14 protein-coding genes are annotated in these 14,017 nt (G+C 62.6%); 6 read left to right on the top strand and 8 right to left on the bottom strand.

The genetic code is table 11. The annotated features are described in order from the left end of the window. Positions 1-48: 48 nt before the first annotated feature. The 6 genes from ACFQ6Y_RS04410 to ACFQ6Y_RS04385 all read right to left on the bottom strand — a co-directional run bounded on the left by ACFQ6Y_RS04410 (position 49) and on the right by ACFQ6Y_RS04385 (position 5,518). Positions 49-537, bottom strand: a complete 489-nt coding sequence (locus tag ACFQ6Y_RS04410; protein WP_378542712.1) for a nuclear transport factor 2 family protein — start codon at positions 535-537, stop codon at positions 49-51. Between the two features lie 26 nt (positions 538-563). Then, on the bottom strand, positions 564-1,877 hold the full coding sequence (locus ACFQ6Y_RS04405; protein ID WP_007731424.1) for an MFS transporter: 1,314 nt from the start codon (positions 1,875-1,877) through the stop codon (positions 564-566). A gap of 76 nt (positions 1,878-1,953) precedes the next feature. Beyond that, the gene (locus ACFQ6Y_RS04400; protein ID WP_378629433.1) at positions 1,954-3,411 is read right to left on the bottom strand and encodes an FAD-dependent oxidoreductase; all 1,458 of its coding nucleotides are present in this window, start codon (positions 3,409-3,411) and stop codon (positions 1,954-1,956) included. Next, the gene (locus ACFQ6Y_RS04395) at positions 3,408-4,190 is read right to left on the bottom strand and encodes an SDR family NAD(P)-dependent oxidoreductase (RefSeq protein ID WP_378629429.1); all 783 of its coding nucleotides are present in this window, start codon (positions 4,188-4,190) and stop codon (positions 3,408-3,410) included. Before ACFQ6Y_RS04395 ends, ACFQ6Y_RS04400 begins: the two co-directional genes overlap by 4 nt. Then, the gene (locus ACFQ6Y_RS04390) at positions 4,183-5,019 is read right to left on the bottom strand and encodes an SDR family NAD(P)-dependent oxidoreductase (RefSeq protein ID WP_378542706.1); all 837 of its coding nucleotides are present in this window, start codon (positions 5,017-5,019) and stop codon (positions 4,183-4,185) included. The genes ACFQ6Y_RS04395 and ACFQ6Y_RS04390 overlap by 8 nt, the downstream gene beginning before the upstream one ends. A 49-nt stretch (positions 5,020-5,068) precedes the next feature. Continuing rightward, the gene (locus tag ACFQ6Y_RS04385) at positions 5,069-5,518 is read right to left on the bottom strand and encodes a nuclear transport factor 2 family protein (protein ID WP_378542704.1); all 450 of its coding nucleotides are present in this window, start codon (positions 5,516-5,518) and stop codon (positions 5,069-5,071) included. A gap of 138 nt (positions 5,519-5,656) precedes the next feature. On the opposite strand from ACFQ6Y_RS04385, the gene ACFQ6Y_RS04380 reads away from it, so the two are divergent. The 6 genes from ACFQ6Y_RS04380 to ACFQ6Y_RS04355 all read left to right on the top strand — a co-directional run bounded on the left by ACFQ6Y_RS04380 (position 5,657) and on the right by ACFQ6Y_RS04355 (position 11,176). Then, positions 5,657-6,379 (top strand): IclR family transcriptional regulator, encoded by a 723-nt coding sequence (locus ACFQ6Y_RS04380; protein ID WP_378629426.1) that lies wholly within the window; start codon positions 5,657-5,659, stop codon positions 6,377-6,379. Positions 6,380-6,544: 165 nt separating this feature from the next. Next, positions 6,545-7,510, top strand: coding sequence for a pirin family protein (locus tag ACFQ6Y_RS04375; protein WP_378542700.1), 966 nt, complete (start codon positions 6,545-6,547; stop codon positions 7,508-7,510). A 1-nt stretch (position 7,511) separates the two neighbouring features. Next, on the top strand, positions 7,512-8,258 hold the full coding sequence (locus ACFQ6Y_RS04370; protein ID WP_378629422.1) for a pirin family protein: 747 nt from the start codon (positions 7,512-7,514) through the stop codon (positions 8,256-8,258). 114 nt (positions 8,259-8,372) lie between these two features. After that, positions 8,373-9,155, top strand: coding sequence for a pirin family protein (locus tag ACFQ6Y_RS04365; protein ID WP_378531757.1), 783 nt, complete (start codon positions 8,373-8,375; stop codon positions 9,153-9,155). Between the two features lie 44 nt (positions 9,156-9,199). Then, positions 9,200-10,126: a PaaI family thioesterase gene (locus tag ACFQ6Y_RS04360; RefSeq protein WP_378629418.1), complete on the top strand. Its 927-nt coding sequence runs from the start codon at positions 9,200-9,202 to the stop codon at positions 10,124-10,126. Positions 10,127-10,192: 66 nt separating this feature from the next. Beyond that, positions 10,193-11,176 carry an intradiol ring-cleavage dioxygenase gene (locus tag ACFQ6Y_RS04355; protein WP_378629415.1) on the top strand — a complete coding sequence of 328 codons (984 nt, stop codon included), beginning with the start codon at positions 10,193-10,195 and terminating at the stop codon, positions 11,174-11,176. A 13-nt stretch (positions 11,177-11,189) separates the two neighbouring features. Here ACFQ6Y_RS04355 and ACFQ6Y_RS04350 read toward each other — a convergent pair whose 3' ends face one another. Both ACFQ6Y_RS04350 and ACFQ6Y_RS04345 read right to left on the bottom strand, forming a co-directional pair. Beyond that, positions 11,190-13,550 carry an ATP-binding cassette domain-containing protein gene (locus ACFQ6Y_RS04350; RefSeq protein WP_378629411.1) on the bottom strand — a complete coding sequence of 787 codons (2,361 nt, stop codon included), beginning with the start codon at positions 13,548-13,550 and terminating at the stop codon, positions 11,190-11,192. A gap of 52 nt (positions 13,551-13,602) precedes the next feature. After that, positions 13,603-14,013: a VOC family protein gene (locus ACFQ6Y_RS04345; protein ID WP_209909792.1), complete on the bottom strand. Its 411-nt coding sequence runs from the start codon at positions 14,011-14,013 to the stop codon at positions 13,603-13,605. Positions 14,014-14,017 lie beyond the last annotated feature (4 nt).

Genomic DNA, 14,017 nt, shown 5'->3' with positions numbered 1-14,017 from the left:
AAGGCCTTCACACACATCGTGTGTGAAGGCCTTCGTCTGCACTACTGGTCAAGGCGTCCTGGTGTAGACCGGATCGTCGAAGGATCGACGTTGCGTCACCCAGTCCGTGGGTAAGACGTTCTCGATCACGTCTTCACGGGATTCGTCGAACACGACGATCCGATCGGCGATTCGCCATTCACCATGGCGCCTTTCGAACCTGTCGACGTAACGGCATTTGATTGTCGCAAGCGTCTGCACCGTATCCGTACCGGAACGCTCTTGCCGCAGAAAGCACAAGCAGTACGACTCACACTGAGCGACATCGCCGTTGACGTCGATCAGTATGTTGGAAATGCAGTGAATCGACGAGTCGATCGTCTTGTGTCTGAGCTTCATGTCTTCGATGAGCCCGTCGACGGTTCCGATGTAACCACCGTGGTTGTCTATCGCGTCATCGAAGTAGCAGAGGGCCACGCTGTCGAAATCCTTCCGATCGACGGCCCGAGCATAGCGATACAGGACTTCGGTGATTTCTTGCTTGTCAGCGAGGGACACGGTCACGCTCCTGTTCTACCCGAGGATCAATCAACCTGCAGTTCAACACCCTTGGTCTCCTTGATGAAGAAGACCGTGACGAGGGTGATCACCGCACAGAAGACGAAGTATCCAGCCGGAGCGAGAGAGTTACCGGTCAAGCTGATGAGATAGGTGGCGATGAAAGGCGCGGTGCCGCCGAGGAACATGTTGGTGACGTTGTTACCCAGGGCCAGACCGCTGTACCGCACAGATGCTTTCAGCATTTCGACATAGGTCACGTACGAAGCACCGTTGACAACGGAAACGCAGATGAAGAGCACTGACTGACCGACAACCGCCTGCCAGATGCCAGAACCGGCCATCATCATGAACATCGGGATTCCGAGAACCACTGCGGCGGCACTACCGGCGAACAGCACCGGCCGACGCCCGTACTTGTCTGCCATGTATCCCGAGATCGGCAACGTGATGACGCCGAGAACCAGTGCAAGAGAAGTGGAAAGGAAAGCAACGCGCGACGAATGACCGCCGGTGGTCTGCAGGTACGTCGCGGCATACACCGAGGCGATGTAGTAACCGCCGGTGATGAGTGCGCCCAGCAGGATGATCTTGACGACGCTGCCACCGGAGGTGCTGAGCAACTCACGGATGGGAAGCTTCTTGGTCTCACCCTTGTCCTGCAGTTCTTCGAACTGAGGAGTGTCTTCCATCTGGCTGCGGATCCAGATACCGATGCCACCGATCAGCAGGCTGAGCAGGAACGGGATACGCCAAGCCCATTCGAGGATCTGCTCTTGCGAGAACACCGACGTCAGGCCGAGGGCCATGAGCGAAGCTGCCAGCGAACCCAGGTAGGTGCCGGTATTGACCATCGAGGTCTGCGTCGCACGCCACCGTTTGGGAGCGGACTCGGAGACGAACGCGTTGGCGCCGCCGAGTTCACCGCCGGCCGCGAAGCCCTGCAGGCAACGAGCCAGAACCAGGATGGACGTCGCCCACACACCCAACGTGGCGTAAGTCGGCAGCAGGCCCATTCCGGCTGTCGCGAGAACCATCAGGAGGATGGTCCAGGACAGCGCGTTCTTGCGGCCGTACTTGTCGCCGATGTGGCCGAAGAAGATGCCGCCGGGCACGCGTAGGAAGAAGGCCACGGCGAATGCTGCAAAGGTACCGAGCAGTGCTGCGTTCGGGTCATGGGAAACGAAGAACAGCGCGGCGATCGTCGTGGCCATGTATCCGTAGATACCGAAGTCGTAGTACTCGACGACGGTACCGACGATGGCCGCGCGAATTACCTTCGTCGTCGACTGTCGTTCGGTTGCCACGCTGCTGCCCTCGGTGGATTCGGCTCTCGCCATGGTCTCATTCTCTGACATGTTGTTCCCTGCCTGGATTGGATACTGACTGGATTCGGTGCCGCGCAGACGTCGGACGTCAGGTGTGCGCGATGGAATGGACCGGTGCGCTCTCAGCGCTGGTCCTGGTGTAATTCGCCGCATTACGTCCCGCTACGCGGCCCATGGTCAAAGCGTTGGCAACCGCATTGCCGCCGCCCACGTATCTCAGTCCGAGGATTCCGGCGCCGGCCTCACCGGCCGCGTACAGACCCTCGATAGGTACTCCGGTGCTGCCGAGCACGGCCGCATCGGTGTTGATCTCCATTCCCGCATGCGTACAGACGAGCTCTGCCGGAAGGATTTTCGCGGCATAGAACGGAGCTGTCGCAATAGGATCCGGATTGCCGACGGCACCCTTGTTCCGCAACGTGCGATGGCGGAGGAAGTCGTCGTCGTGACCGCTGGGCAGTTGCTCGTTCCATCGAAGCAGGGTTTGCGCCAACGTCGCAACCGGAACACCCGTAGCCACTGCGAGGTCTTCGATCGTGTCCGCACGAATCGTGCCACCGGCGGCAACTTCTTCTTCGACGCGTTCGGGATTCCAATCTGCATATCCCGGAGCCAGATTCACGCGAGCATTCTCGTCGAAGATCATCCAACCGTATCCACCCTGATGGTCGATGATGCCGGTCGAGACGGCGTACGAGCTGTCCTCGTCCATGAATCGACGGCCGTCCTGGTTGACGTAGATCCGTGACTTCGGCGGAAAACCGGCCTGCCAGTGATGGAATCGCTGGAAGTAGACGGTGGGCAGCATCAAGCCCCAGCCGTCGCCGGCCACCGAAGCCCCGAGGTCCTCGGCAAAGCGGAGGTGATCTCCGCGGCTACCCGCCGCCGCGACGACGAACAACGCGTCCCCAGCCTTGTTCGCGTCCGGGAAGTGGCGTTCAACCAAACCCGGATCTTGCGCGAATCCACCGGAGGCAACAACGACGGCGCCCGCAGGCACCTCGATGTCGTCGGCGACAACGCCGACAACCCGACCGTCTTCCTCGATCAGCTTCTGCACCCGTGTTCCGAAGATGACCTCGATCCCGTGCTTACGACGAGCCTTGTCCAGCACCTGAATCAGTCCGTATCCCTGATCCTTGGGCACGTGGCCGCGCCAGACGTCCTCGACGCCGGCCTGGGCGAGTCCCGGCTGGTGAGCGTTACCCGAGATCGCCGCGGGAATCTCGACGCCGAGTCCGATGAGCCATTCCAGTGTCGGACCGGCGTTTTCGCAGAACGCACGAATCAATCCGGGTGAGAGCATCCACTGGTTGAGGTCCATGTAGTGCTGGAAGAACTTCTCTGCCGAGTCGTCGATGCCGAGGCCGGCCTGCACGCTCGTTCCGGCGGCCGTGAAGATGCCGGCCGACAGCGCGGTGGATCCACCGAGTTCGGTTTCGGATTCGAACAGCAGAACGGATGCGCCTTCTTCAGCTGCCGACACCGCAGCGGCGAGACCTGCTCCGCCGCCACCGATGACAACGACGTCCCAGTGCTCGGTCATGAAAGTTCTCCAGTCTCCGCGATGATGCGGTGGTAAAGACCGTTCGACACCAACCCGCCGTCGACAGTGAGTTCCGTACCGGTGGTGTAGGTCGAACTGTCCGAGAGCAGGAACAGCACAGATTCGGTAATCTCGTCAAGAGTGCCCATGCGTCCGAAGGGAACCGACTTCAGGGACGCGGCGACGAAGTCGTTTGCGCCGCCGAGCAGCGCGGTACCGACCAGTCCCGGGTGCACCGAGTTGACGCGAATCCCCCACTGCGCGAAGTTGCCTGCCGCCGACTTCGACAGACCGGTCAGACCCCACTTGCTCGACGAGTAAGCCGGAGAGAAGTATCCGATCTGACCGGCGATGGACGAGATGTTGACGATCGATCCGCCACCACTCTCGCGCATCAGCGGCGCCACCGCCTTCATACCGTAGAACGGGCCGAAGAGGTTGATCTTCATGGTCAGTTCCCAGATGTCGTTCGGGGTGTCCATGAATTCGAGCCGACGCGAGATGCCGGCATTGTTGACCAGTCCGCCGAGTTCCCCACGAGTGATGCGAATTTCGTCGACAACCCGGTCCCAGGCATCGGCATCGGTGACGTCGAGAAGATGAGCGGACGCTGATCCGCCGGCGGAGACAATGTCGTCGACCACGCCGGATGAATCCGAAACATCGGCGATGCAGACGTGCGAACCGCGCGCGGCGAGGGTGCGCGCGTGATGCGCTCCCATCCCGGCAGCACCGCCGGTAACGAGAACGACGCCGGGATATGTCGTGGACTCAGACATGCCGCGAACCACCGTCCACCGCAATGCTGTGCCCGGTGACGTAGCGCGCGCTGTCCGAGAGCAGGAACAGCAGCGGGCCGAAGACCTCTTCGGGCGAGCCCAGACGATGCAGCGGTACCGCGTCGAGTGCGTTCGCAAGCGCGATCGGATCTTCCTGGACCCACTTCGTCATCGCCGTGTCGATGTAACCGGGCGCAATGGAGTTGACCCGAATACCCTTGTCGCCGAACTCCACTGCAAGAGACTCCGTGAGGTGCGCGACGGCAGCCTTCGACGTGCAGTATGCCCCTCTCCCCTTTCGCACACGCAGCGCCGACACCGAGGACATGTTGACGATGGCGCCGCCGGGACCGAGGTGCCGCGCCGCGGCCTGAGCGCCGTAGAGCACTCCTTCGACATTGACGCTCAACGTAGCCCCGATCTGTTCCGGGGTGATCTCCTCGGCCAGTGCGAACGGGAAGATTCCCGCATTGTTGATCCAAAAATCAACCCGGCCGAACTCCTTCAGCGCCAACTGGGCAAGCAGTTCGTGCTCGTCCGGCTTGGTGACGTCGACCCGAGCTCCGACGACGCGACCCGGCTTGTCCGCCAGTGCATTCGACTCCAGGTTCGTGTTGATTCGTGCGGCCGTGGCGAGCATCTGCTCTTCGTTGATGTCGGCGCCGACGACATGTACGCCGCGCGTTGCCAGTCCTTCGGCGAACGTCGCACCCATACCCTGAGCCGCGCCGGTCACCACTGCGACCTTGCCTGCCAACTCCGGGTATACCGCCGACATCTGCGTCACTACGGTGCGGCCCGGGTTCGTCTGGTCAGAGCTTTCGGTCATGATGTACTTCTCCTACTGAATATTGTTGTGCAAGAAACATTTCGGCACTTCAAGCGTGTTCGGACGCTCGGGGCGCGTCGTCACGGAAGACGGTGCGGCGGGCGATCTTCCACTCCTCACCGACCCGAACCACACGATCAGCGACAGTCGTCATCCGCACCAGTCGCGACTCGCCGCCGCGAGCGGTGGCAACGATCTGCAGGTACCCGCGCACTGCCAGAGCACTCTCGTCCACCGCCTCGACGACGAGATTGGTCAGAACGTGACGATGCACCTCGTCGGCAGCTTCCGCCGCAGCGTAGAAGCGAGCAGCAAAAGCCGCAAGGTCGTCGAAACCGACCACGGGTTCCGGATAGCTGGGGGAATGAAACTCACCGCCTTCGGTGAATGTCTGCGCCCAATCCTGCTGGCGCCCAGAGTCTATGCAATGACTCTGGTGGCCGTACAGCTGATGGATTGCGACAACGTCCTCCGTTGCCACGACGCGGTAGTTGCTCATGAAGGTTCTCTCCGAACACGCTGCGCTGCATCCACCCGAAGGTTGTGCAGCTTCGTAAAGTGTGCGATAATCGCACACACTGTGCGATATGTTCAAAGCGTAGGTGGCATACCTCACAAACGTCAAGAAAGGGATTTGATGTCAGAGCTGAGCGAGGAACACCGACCGCGCAAAAGTGCAGTTCAAGTGGACTCGAGCATGTCGAAAACGCTGCACCACGGACTCGAGATCTTGGAACTCCTGACGTCCTATCCGCACGGCTTGTCGGTCACCGACATCGCCGACGGCGTGGGAGTCCACCGAACCGTCGCACATCGATTGATCCGCACACTCGAGGCTCATCACCTGTGCCGCAAGGACTCCTTCAAGCGCGTCACTCTCGGCGCCGGCCTGGTCACCCTCGCCGAACCGGTGGAACAAGATTTGCGCACCCTCGCTCGCCCGATTCTCCAAGAACTCGCCGAGGCCGCCGAGGCGACCGCACACCTGGTGGTCCGCGAGAGCGACACCGAAGTGCGCGCCCTGATGGTGGTCGAACCGCGCAGCGCCAAAGTCCACGTCGCGTTCCATCCAGGGCAGGTTGATCCTATCGACCGCGGCTCCGCCGGGCTTTCCATTCTTGCCTCACTCCCGCCGACGAGTGGGGAACGAGAGGAAGTGACGGCTGCACGCGCACGCGGCTATGCAGTGACCGTCGGCGAAGTCATCCCGTCCGTCCTGGGAATCTCGGCAGTGATCCCAGGCAGACGCCGCGACGCCATTTCCAGTCTCGGAATTTCCGTCTTCGACTCCGAGGACCAAGCAGCGCTGGGCGCCGAGGTCATGGCAGCCGCAAGAACCCTCGGCAGCATGTTGCGCTGATCCAGACACCGAGCTGATCCGAACACCAGGCTGATCCGAACACCAGGCTGATCCGAACACCAGTCGAGCCCCGGGAATACCCGGGGCTCGACTTTGTTGACTCCTGATGAGATAGTTGAACAATCAACTACCTGACTTCAGCTTCACGGACACGAGGAGTACGACATGCCTGCTGTGACAGTCGAGAACATCTTGGCCCTGCCCCGCCTCGACGAGCCGGCAGAGTCGGCAGTCGACCGCCCGGTCAAGAGCATCACCACCGCACCGGTCGGATACGAAGGTGAAGGCTTCCCCGTTCACCGCGCCTTCGCAGGCATCGACCTCTCCGCCCTCGACCCCTTCATCCACATGGACCAGATGGGTGAGGTCAACTACGCACCCGGAGAACCCAAGGGCACACCGTGGCACCCGCACCGCGGCTTCGAAACCGTCACCTACATGATCGACGGCATTATGGAGCACCAGGACTCCAACGGCGGCGGCGGCATTATCGGCGGCGGCGACACCCAGTGGATGACGGCGGGTGGCGGCATCCTCCACATCGAAACTCCGCCGGAACACCTCGTCGTCAGCGGCGGCCTGTTCCACGGTGTCCAGCTGTGGGTCAACCTGCCCCGCGACAACAAGATGGCAGCGCCGCGGTACCAGGACATCACCGGCAACAAGGTGGCATTGCTCTCCTCCCCCGACGGCGGAGCCTTGGTACGCGTCATCGCCGGAGACATCGCCGGCCACGCCGGACCCGGTTCGACGTACACACCCATCGCGCTCTCCCACACGACTGTGGCCCCGGGTGCGAGCCTGACGCTTCCGTGGAATCCCGAGTTCAACGCGATCGTCTACGTCCTCGCCGGCGAAGGCACGGTCGGGGCCGAGCGTCGGCCCATTCGTGTCGGACAGACAGCTGTCTTCGGACGTGGTGACTCCATCACCGTCGCCGCTTCCGATCGCCAGGATTCACGGACCGAATCCCTCGAGGTCTTCATCCTCGGCGGCAAGCCGATCCGCGAACCCATCGCGATGGCCGGGCCCTTCGTCATGAACACCAAGTCCGAGGTCATGCAGGCTTTCGAGGACTTCCAGGCCGGACGCCTCGGATCCATCCCGGCGGCACACGAGACGCTGAGCTGACATGTCGTCGATAGTCGTCCAACGAGCTGACGAACGTGCGCATCTCAACTACGGCTGGCTCACGGCGCGTCACAGTTTCCCCTTCGCTGGAAACTTCGATCACGCCGCGTACGCGCACGGACTTCTGTTGGTGAACAACGACGACATCATCGAAGCCGACTACGGTTTCGACACTCATCAGCACCGCGACACCGAGATCGTGACGTGGGTGCTCAGCGGATCCCTGGTTCACCAGGATTCCGCTGGGCACTCCGGAGTCATCCATCGGGGCCTCGCGCAAAGAATGAGCGCCGGTACCGGGATCCTGCACTCCGAACGCAACGACCGCTTCCGGGCCGACGGCTCACGTGTCACCGAACCCGTTCACCTCGTTCAGATGTGGATACCGCCGGACAAATCCGGAGTGACTCCGAGTTATCAAGAACTCGACATCAACACCGAGCTCGACGCCGGTGGCCTGATCACCCTGGCGTCGGGGATGCCCGCGCATCGTGATCACAGCGCGATCAGCTTGCACAACAAACATGCGGCCCTTCATGTTGCACGCCTCGAGACCGGCAGGTCGGTATTCCTGCCGGACGCACCGTACGTGCACGGCTTCATTGCCAGTGGCACTGTCGACGTCGAGGGAGTCGGATTGCTCGGTCCGGGAGATTCGTTGCGTCTCAAGGATACTGGCGGTCAACGAGTCGAGGGGATCGACGATGCGGAGATACTCGTGTGGGAGATGCACGCGTCGACGAACTGACGACACCACCGAGTACGCCCAATGCTCGGACTACACAGCAGGTTCGTCGTAGGGTGGATTCCGGTAGTGGTGGATCCGGCAGTGATGGATCCCGGTGGCACAGAAGGAGGAGCCATGGCATCTGGTCGAGCACAGGCCCCACGGACGACACCGCACATCGATGTGCACCGCTCCGGTGATCGTTTGAAATCCCGCGTCTCCTGGCTGGATTCGAAACATTCGTTCTCGTTCGGGCAGCACTACGACCCCGACAACACCCATCACGGATTGCTTCTCGTCAACAACGACGACACCGTACTGGCGGGAACCGGCTTCGACACCCATCCGCACAAGGACATGGAAATCGTGACGTGGGTGCTTCGCGGTTCACTCGTGCACCAGGATTCCATCGGCCACACCGGCGTCATCTATCCGGGGCTCGCCCAGCGCATGAGCGCCGGTACCGGAATCATGCACAGTGAGAAGAACGATTCGTGGCGTATTGGCGGCGAACAGCATTCCGACCCCGTGCATTTCATCCAGATGTGGGTGGTCCCGGACGAAGGTGGACTCACTCCCGGGTACGAACAACTCGAGATCGACGACGAATTGCTGCGCGGCGGTCTGATCCCGGTTGCCTCCGGAATGGGCCGCTACAAGGATCATTCGGCGATTCGCATCAACAACAAGAACGCCGCCATGCACGTCGCGCGCATTCTGCCCGGCACCTCGGTACATCTTCCCAGCGCACCGTTCCTGCACGTCTTCGTCGCGCAGGGTACTGCCGAGATGGAAGGCGTCGGCACACTGTACGAGGGTGATGCCGTCCGGTTGAGCGATTCGGGTGGGCAGCAACTGACCTCCGACGCCGGGGCCGAAGTCCTCGTCTGGGAGATGCATTCACGTATCGGTGGTTGAGACCCGGTCTCGGCAAGACTGGGTGCGCTGGAGATACTCGACGCATGAGCATCGACAACTCCGCCGCGCCCGTCAAGAAACTTGACCCACTCAACACGTTGATGGGTGTGCGCGCCGTGTCGGTCGTGCCCGGGGACCTGGCCTTCGCGCAGGCCGTCGGCGAGCGATTCCACGATCACCGTGGCAAGACCGTGCTCGGTTCCGTCGGAGTCATGATCGACGGTGCCATGGGCGGCGCGGTGTACTCGGGACTGACCTCGGGCCATCAGTCCGTGCTCGCGCAGGTCACAGTCAGTGCGGGCGCCGACATCCCCGCTGTCGCCGACGTCGGCGCCACCGGCACACTCGTGCATCTCGACGACGGCGTCGGGCTCGCGTCCGGTCAACTTCGCGACGAGAACGGCTCGCTCCTGGCAGTGATGGCCGGCCGCGCCATGGTGGTCTCGCGTCCTCCCGTCGTGGGAATCGACGACTATGTGGAGGGTGAGCCGCTGCCCGTCCCGACGCCGGAGAAGACAAGCAACCTGAGCGGGTTGTCCGGGTCCGACGTCGTCGAAGGAATCCGCGACGGCAAACTCGAACGCGGTCCGCTCGCCGGGCTCCTCGATCTTGCGGTCGTCGACGTGACCCCGGGTTCCGTCGTAGGCGAGTTCGCCCCGGTCGCCTGGATGGCCAACCCGTTGGGCGCCGTTCAGGGAGGTGTCCTCATCTCGGCGGTCGATGCCATCACCGGTCTGGCAGCGCAGACGCTGACCAGCGTCGATCAGGATTATCGCGTCCTCGACCACAAGATCGACTTCCTGCGCTCCCCCGACATCGGTGGGCCGATCATGCGCGCCGAGGCCGTCGTGATTCGTGCCGGGCGCAGGCTCGCACTGATCGAAACTCGCATCGTCGACGCCGGCGGACAGGTCTACGTGCGTGCCACCTCGAGCATTCAAATGCTCTCCCAGCAAGTTCACAGCGGATAACCAGTTCCGAACCAGGTCGCCCGTCCACCATTGAGACAACAGCCCACACAATGGAGGTACAGCGGCGTGAACAAAGACATCGAAGCAAGCCGGCTACGCGTGAGCCGTCGACGGGCCCTCGCACTCGGCGGAACCATCAGCCTGGGCGGGCTCATCGCAGCTTGTTCCGGCAACAGTGGCACCGCCACGACGACTTCGGCTGCGGCCGCATCAACGACAACAGCTTCCGGCACTTCCGCTGCGGCCACGTCCGGCGACGCCGTGACCGCACTTCTGGCCAAGGCACCGCAGTGCGTCATGAGCAAGGAAGAGACACAGGGCCCCTACTGGTTCGACGTCGACTCCATTCGCGGCGACATCCGCGAGGACCGTCCGGGCACCACGCTGCAGGTGGCGATGCGCGTGCAGGACAACAGCCAGTGCAACGCTGACGGCAGTATCGGCGCGGTCGGTAACGCCGTCGTCGAGATCTGGCACTGCGACGCCGGCGGCGTGTACTCCGGTTTCGAATCCGGTTCCCTGAGCGCCAACGGCGGCGGTGGCGGCGGAACTCCCCCGGCCGGCGGAATGGGGGAACCTCCGTCAGGTGCACCCGGCGGCGGAATGGGGGAACCTCCGTCAGGCGCACCCGGCGGGATGGGCGGCGGCATGGGTGGTTCCGGTGAGACGTCGGACGGTTCGTACAGCGTCGGCGACACCGAAGCCACCACCACCGACGACGGCACCTACCTACGCGGGGCCCAGACCACCGATGCAAACGGCATCGCGCAGTTCACCACGATCTTCCCCGGCTGGTACATGGGCCGCACGACGCACATCCACGTCAAGGTGCACATCGACAAGAAAACGGTCCTCACGTCGCAGACCTTCTTCGACGAGACGCTCCTCGACGAGGTGTACTCGCAGTCCCCGTACAGCGAGCACACCGGTCGTGAGAACAACACGAACAACGCCAGTGACGGCATCTACGACGACACCGGCCTCATGACCGTCGAAAAGCAGTCGGACGGTTCCTACCTCGCCGTCATCAACCTGGGTATCGACGCCTGAGGTAGGAGCCAGGTCAGCCGCCGACGTATGCCGCGAGGTGCTTTCCGGTGAGGGTGGAGCCGTCGGCGACCAGTTCCTCGGGAGTGCCCTCGAAGACGATCCGGCCGCCGTCGTGACCGGCACCAGGGCCGAGGTCGATGATCCAGTCGGCGTGCGCCATCACCGCTTGGTGGTGCTCGATGACGATGACTGACTTGCCGGAATCGACGAGTCGATCGAGCAGGCCGAGCAACTGCTCGACATCGGCCAGGTGCAGTCCGGTGGTCGGCTCGTCGAGAACGTACACACCGCCCTTCTCGCCCAGGTGCGTTGCCAGCTTGATGCGCTGACGCTCACCGCCCGACAGCGTCGTCAGTGGCTGGCCGATCGTGAGGTATCCGAGCCCCACGTCGACCAGTCGGACAAGGATCTTGTGCGCAGCGAGGGTCTTGGCCTCACCGTCGCCGAAGAACTCCTCGGCCTCTGCCACCGACATCGTGAGAACCTCGTTGATGTCCTTGCCACCGAATTTGTATTCGAGTACCTCGGCTTGGAAGCGCTTGCCCTCGCACTCCTCGCAGAGAGTGGCAACGCCGGCCATCATCGCCAGGTCGCTGTAGATGACGCCGTTGCCGTTGCACGTCGGGCAGGCGCCCTCGGAGTTGGCACTGAACAGCGCAGGCTTCACGCCGTTGGCCTTCGCGAATGCCTTGCGGATCGGGTCGAGCAGCCCGGTGTACGTTGCCGGGTTGCTCCGACGCGAGCCACGGATCGCGCTCTGATCGACCGACACCACGTCTTCGCGTTTCGCGAGTGAGCCGTGGATCAGCGAACTCTTGCCCGACCCGGCGACACCGGTGACCACGACCAGTACGCCCAGCGGTACGTCGACGTCGACGTCCTGCAGGTTGTGCGAGTTCGCTCCACGAATCTCGATTGCGCCAGTGGACTCGCGCACGGTCTCCTTGATTGCGGCCCGGTCGTCGAAGTGACGGCCGGTGACGGTGTCGCTGGCACGCAAACCGTCGACGGTGCCCTCGAAGCAGACGTTTCCGCCGGCGCTGCCCGCGCCCGGACCGAGGTCGACGATGTGGTCGGCGATCACGATCGTCTCCGGCTTGTGCTCGACCACGAGCACCGTGTTGCCCTTGTCCCGCAGGCGCAGCAGTAGGTCGTTCATCCTGGCGATGTCGTGCGGATGCAGACCGGTGGTGGGCTCGTCGAATACGTACGTGATGTCGGTGAGCGAGGAACCCAGGTGACGAATCATCTTGGTGCGCTGAGCTTCACCGCCGGAGAGGGTTCCCGACGGCCGATCGAGGCTGAGGTAGCCGAGCCCGATCTCCACGAACGAGTCGAGCGTTTCACCGAGCGTCGTGAGCAACGGCGCGACCGAAGGTTCCTTCAGTCCGCTGACCCATTCCGCGAGATCACTGATCTGCATCGAGCAGGCGTCGGCGATGTTGACGCCCTTGATCTTCGACGACCGCGCCCCCTCGCTCAGTCGCGTGCCGTCGCATTCGGGGCAGGTGGTGAACGTGATCGCGCGCTCGACGAAAGCCCGGATGTGGGGCTGCATCGCGTCGACGTCCTTGGCCAGGAACGACTTCTGAATCTGCGGAATCAGACCCGTGTACGTCAGATTGATTCCTTCGACCTTGATCTTGGTCGGCTCTTTGTAGAGAAGGTCGTTCAGTTCTTTCTTCGTGTACTTCTTGATCGGCTTGTCGGGATCGAAGAAGCCGCAGCCGCGATAGATCCGGCCGTACCAACCCTCCATGCTGTAACCGGGGACCGTGATCGCACTCTCGTTGAGCGACTTGGTGTCGTCGTACAACGCGGTCAGATCGAAATCGTTGACCGCCCCTCGTCCCTCACACCGCGGGCACATGCCGCCGGTGATCTTGAAGCTGCGACGCTCTTTCGTCTGACGGCCACCACGTTCCATGGTGACCGCGCCTGCTCCGGAGACGGAGGCGACGTTGAACGAAAACGCCTGGGGCGAACCGATGTGAGGCTTTCCGAGACGGCTGAACAGGATGCGAAGCATCGCGTTGGCGTCGGTTGCGGTTCCGACAGTCGAACGAGGGTCGACGCCCATCCGCTGCTGATCGACGATGATCGCGGTGGTCAGGCCGTCGAGAACGTCGACGTCCGGCCGCGCGAGTGTCGGCATGAATCCTTGAACGAAAGCGCTGTAGGTCTCGTTGATCATCCGCTGCGATTCCGCGGCGATCGTACTGAACACCAGCGAACTCTTCCCCGAACCGGAGACGCCGGTGAAGACCGTCAGCCTCCGCTTCGGGATCTCGACACTGATGTCTTCGAGATTGTTCACCCGCGCACCTTGCACGCGGATCAAATCGTGGCTGTCTGCAGTGTGCAGGGCAGTCATCGTGTCTCCATCTGTCAGTCGATCGCCGACGGTCTCAGCGCAGTTGACGGTCTCAGCGCAGTTCTTGAATACGGATCAGGTTTCCCGCTGGGTCGCGGACGGCGCAATCTCGAACACCGTAGGGCTGCTCGGTCGGTTCCTGCACGACGTCGATGTCGCCGGCCTGAAGCCGCTCGAACGTGTCGTCCAGATCTTTCGTGGCCAGGAGAAGTCCGCCGTAGGTGCCCTTGGCCATCATCTCGATGATGGTGCGGCGCTCCTCGTCGGTGATGCCGGGATCGACGGCCGGCGGATGCAACACGATGGAGGTGCCGGGCTGGCCGGGCGGCCCCACGGTGATCCAACGCATCCCGTCGTAGCCGACGTCGTTGCGAACCTCGAAGCCGAGCGTGTCGCGATAGAAGTTCAGGGCGGCATCGGGGTCGTCCTGCGGAAGGAAACTCGAGTGAATGGTGATGTCCATGGCG

The organism is Rhodococcus sp. NPDC056516, assembly GCF_042794655.1.
GTDB lineage: Bacteria > Actinomycetota > Actinomycetes > Mycobacteriales > Mycobacteriaceae > Rhodococcus_F.
Note: the sequence above shows the minus strand (reverse complement) of the source record. Positions and strands in the feature narration are given on the sequence as shown.

Bases quoted from the DNA above. Each gene is read 5' to 3' on its own strand.
- ACFQ6Y_RS04405 (WP_007731424.1), bottom strand. From the start codon at position 1,877: ATGGCGAGAGCCGAATCCACCGAGGGCAGCAGCGTGGCAACCGAACGA.
- ACFQ6Y_RS04400 (WP_378629433.1), bottom strand. From the start codon at position 3,411: ATGACCGAGCACTGGGACGTCGTTGTCATCGGTGGCGGCGGAGCAGGT.
- ACFQ6Y_RS04395 (WP_378629429.1), bottom strand. From the start codon at position 4,190: ATGTCTGAGTCCACGACATATCCCGGCGTCGTTCTCGTTACCGGCGGT.
- ACFQ6Y_RS04390 (WP_378542706.1), bottom strand. From the start codon at position 5,019: ATGACCGAAAGCTCTGACCAGACGAACCCGGGCCGCACCGTAGTGACG.
- ACFQ6Y_RS04385 (WP_378542704.1), bottom strand. From the start codon at position 5,518: ATGAGCAACTACCGCGTCGTGGCAACGGAGGACGTTGTCGCAATCCAT.
- ACFQ6Y_RS04380 (WP_378629426.1), top strand. From the start codon at position 5,657: ATGTCAGAGCTGAGCGAGGAACACCGACCGCGCAAAAGTGCAGTTCAA.
- ACFQ6Y_RS04375 (WP_378542700.1), top strand. From the start codon at position 6,545: ATGCCTGCTGTGACAGTCGAGAACATCTTGGCCCTGCCCCGCCTCGAC.
- ACFQ6Y_RS04370 (WP_378629422.1), top strand. From the start codon at position 7,512: ATGTCGTCGATAGTCGTCCAACGAGCTGACGAACGTGCGCATCTCAAC.
- ACFQ6Y_RS04365 (WP_378531757.1), top strand. From the start codon at position 8,373: ATGGCATCTGGTCGAGCACAGGCCCCACGGACGACACCGCACATCGAT.
- ACFQ6Y_RS04360 (WP_378629418.1), top strand. From the start codon at position 9,200: ATGAGCATCGACAACTCCGCCGCGCCCGTCAAGAAACTTGACCCACTC.
- ACFQ6Y_RS04350 (WP_378629411.1), bottom strand. From the start codon at position 13,550: ATGACTGCCCTGCACACTGCAGACAGCCACGATTTGATCCGCGTGCAA.
- ACFQ6Y_RS04345 (WP_209909792.1), bottom strand. From the start codon at position 14,013: ATGGACATCACCATTCACTCGAGTTTCCTTCCGCAGGACGACCCCGAT.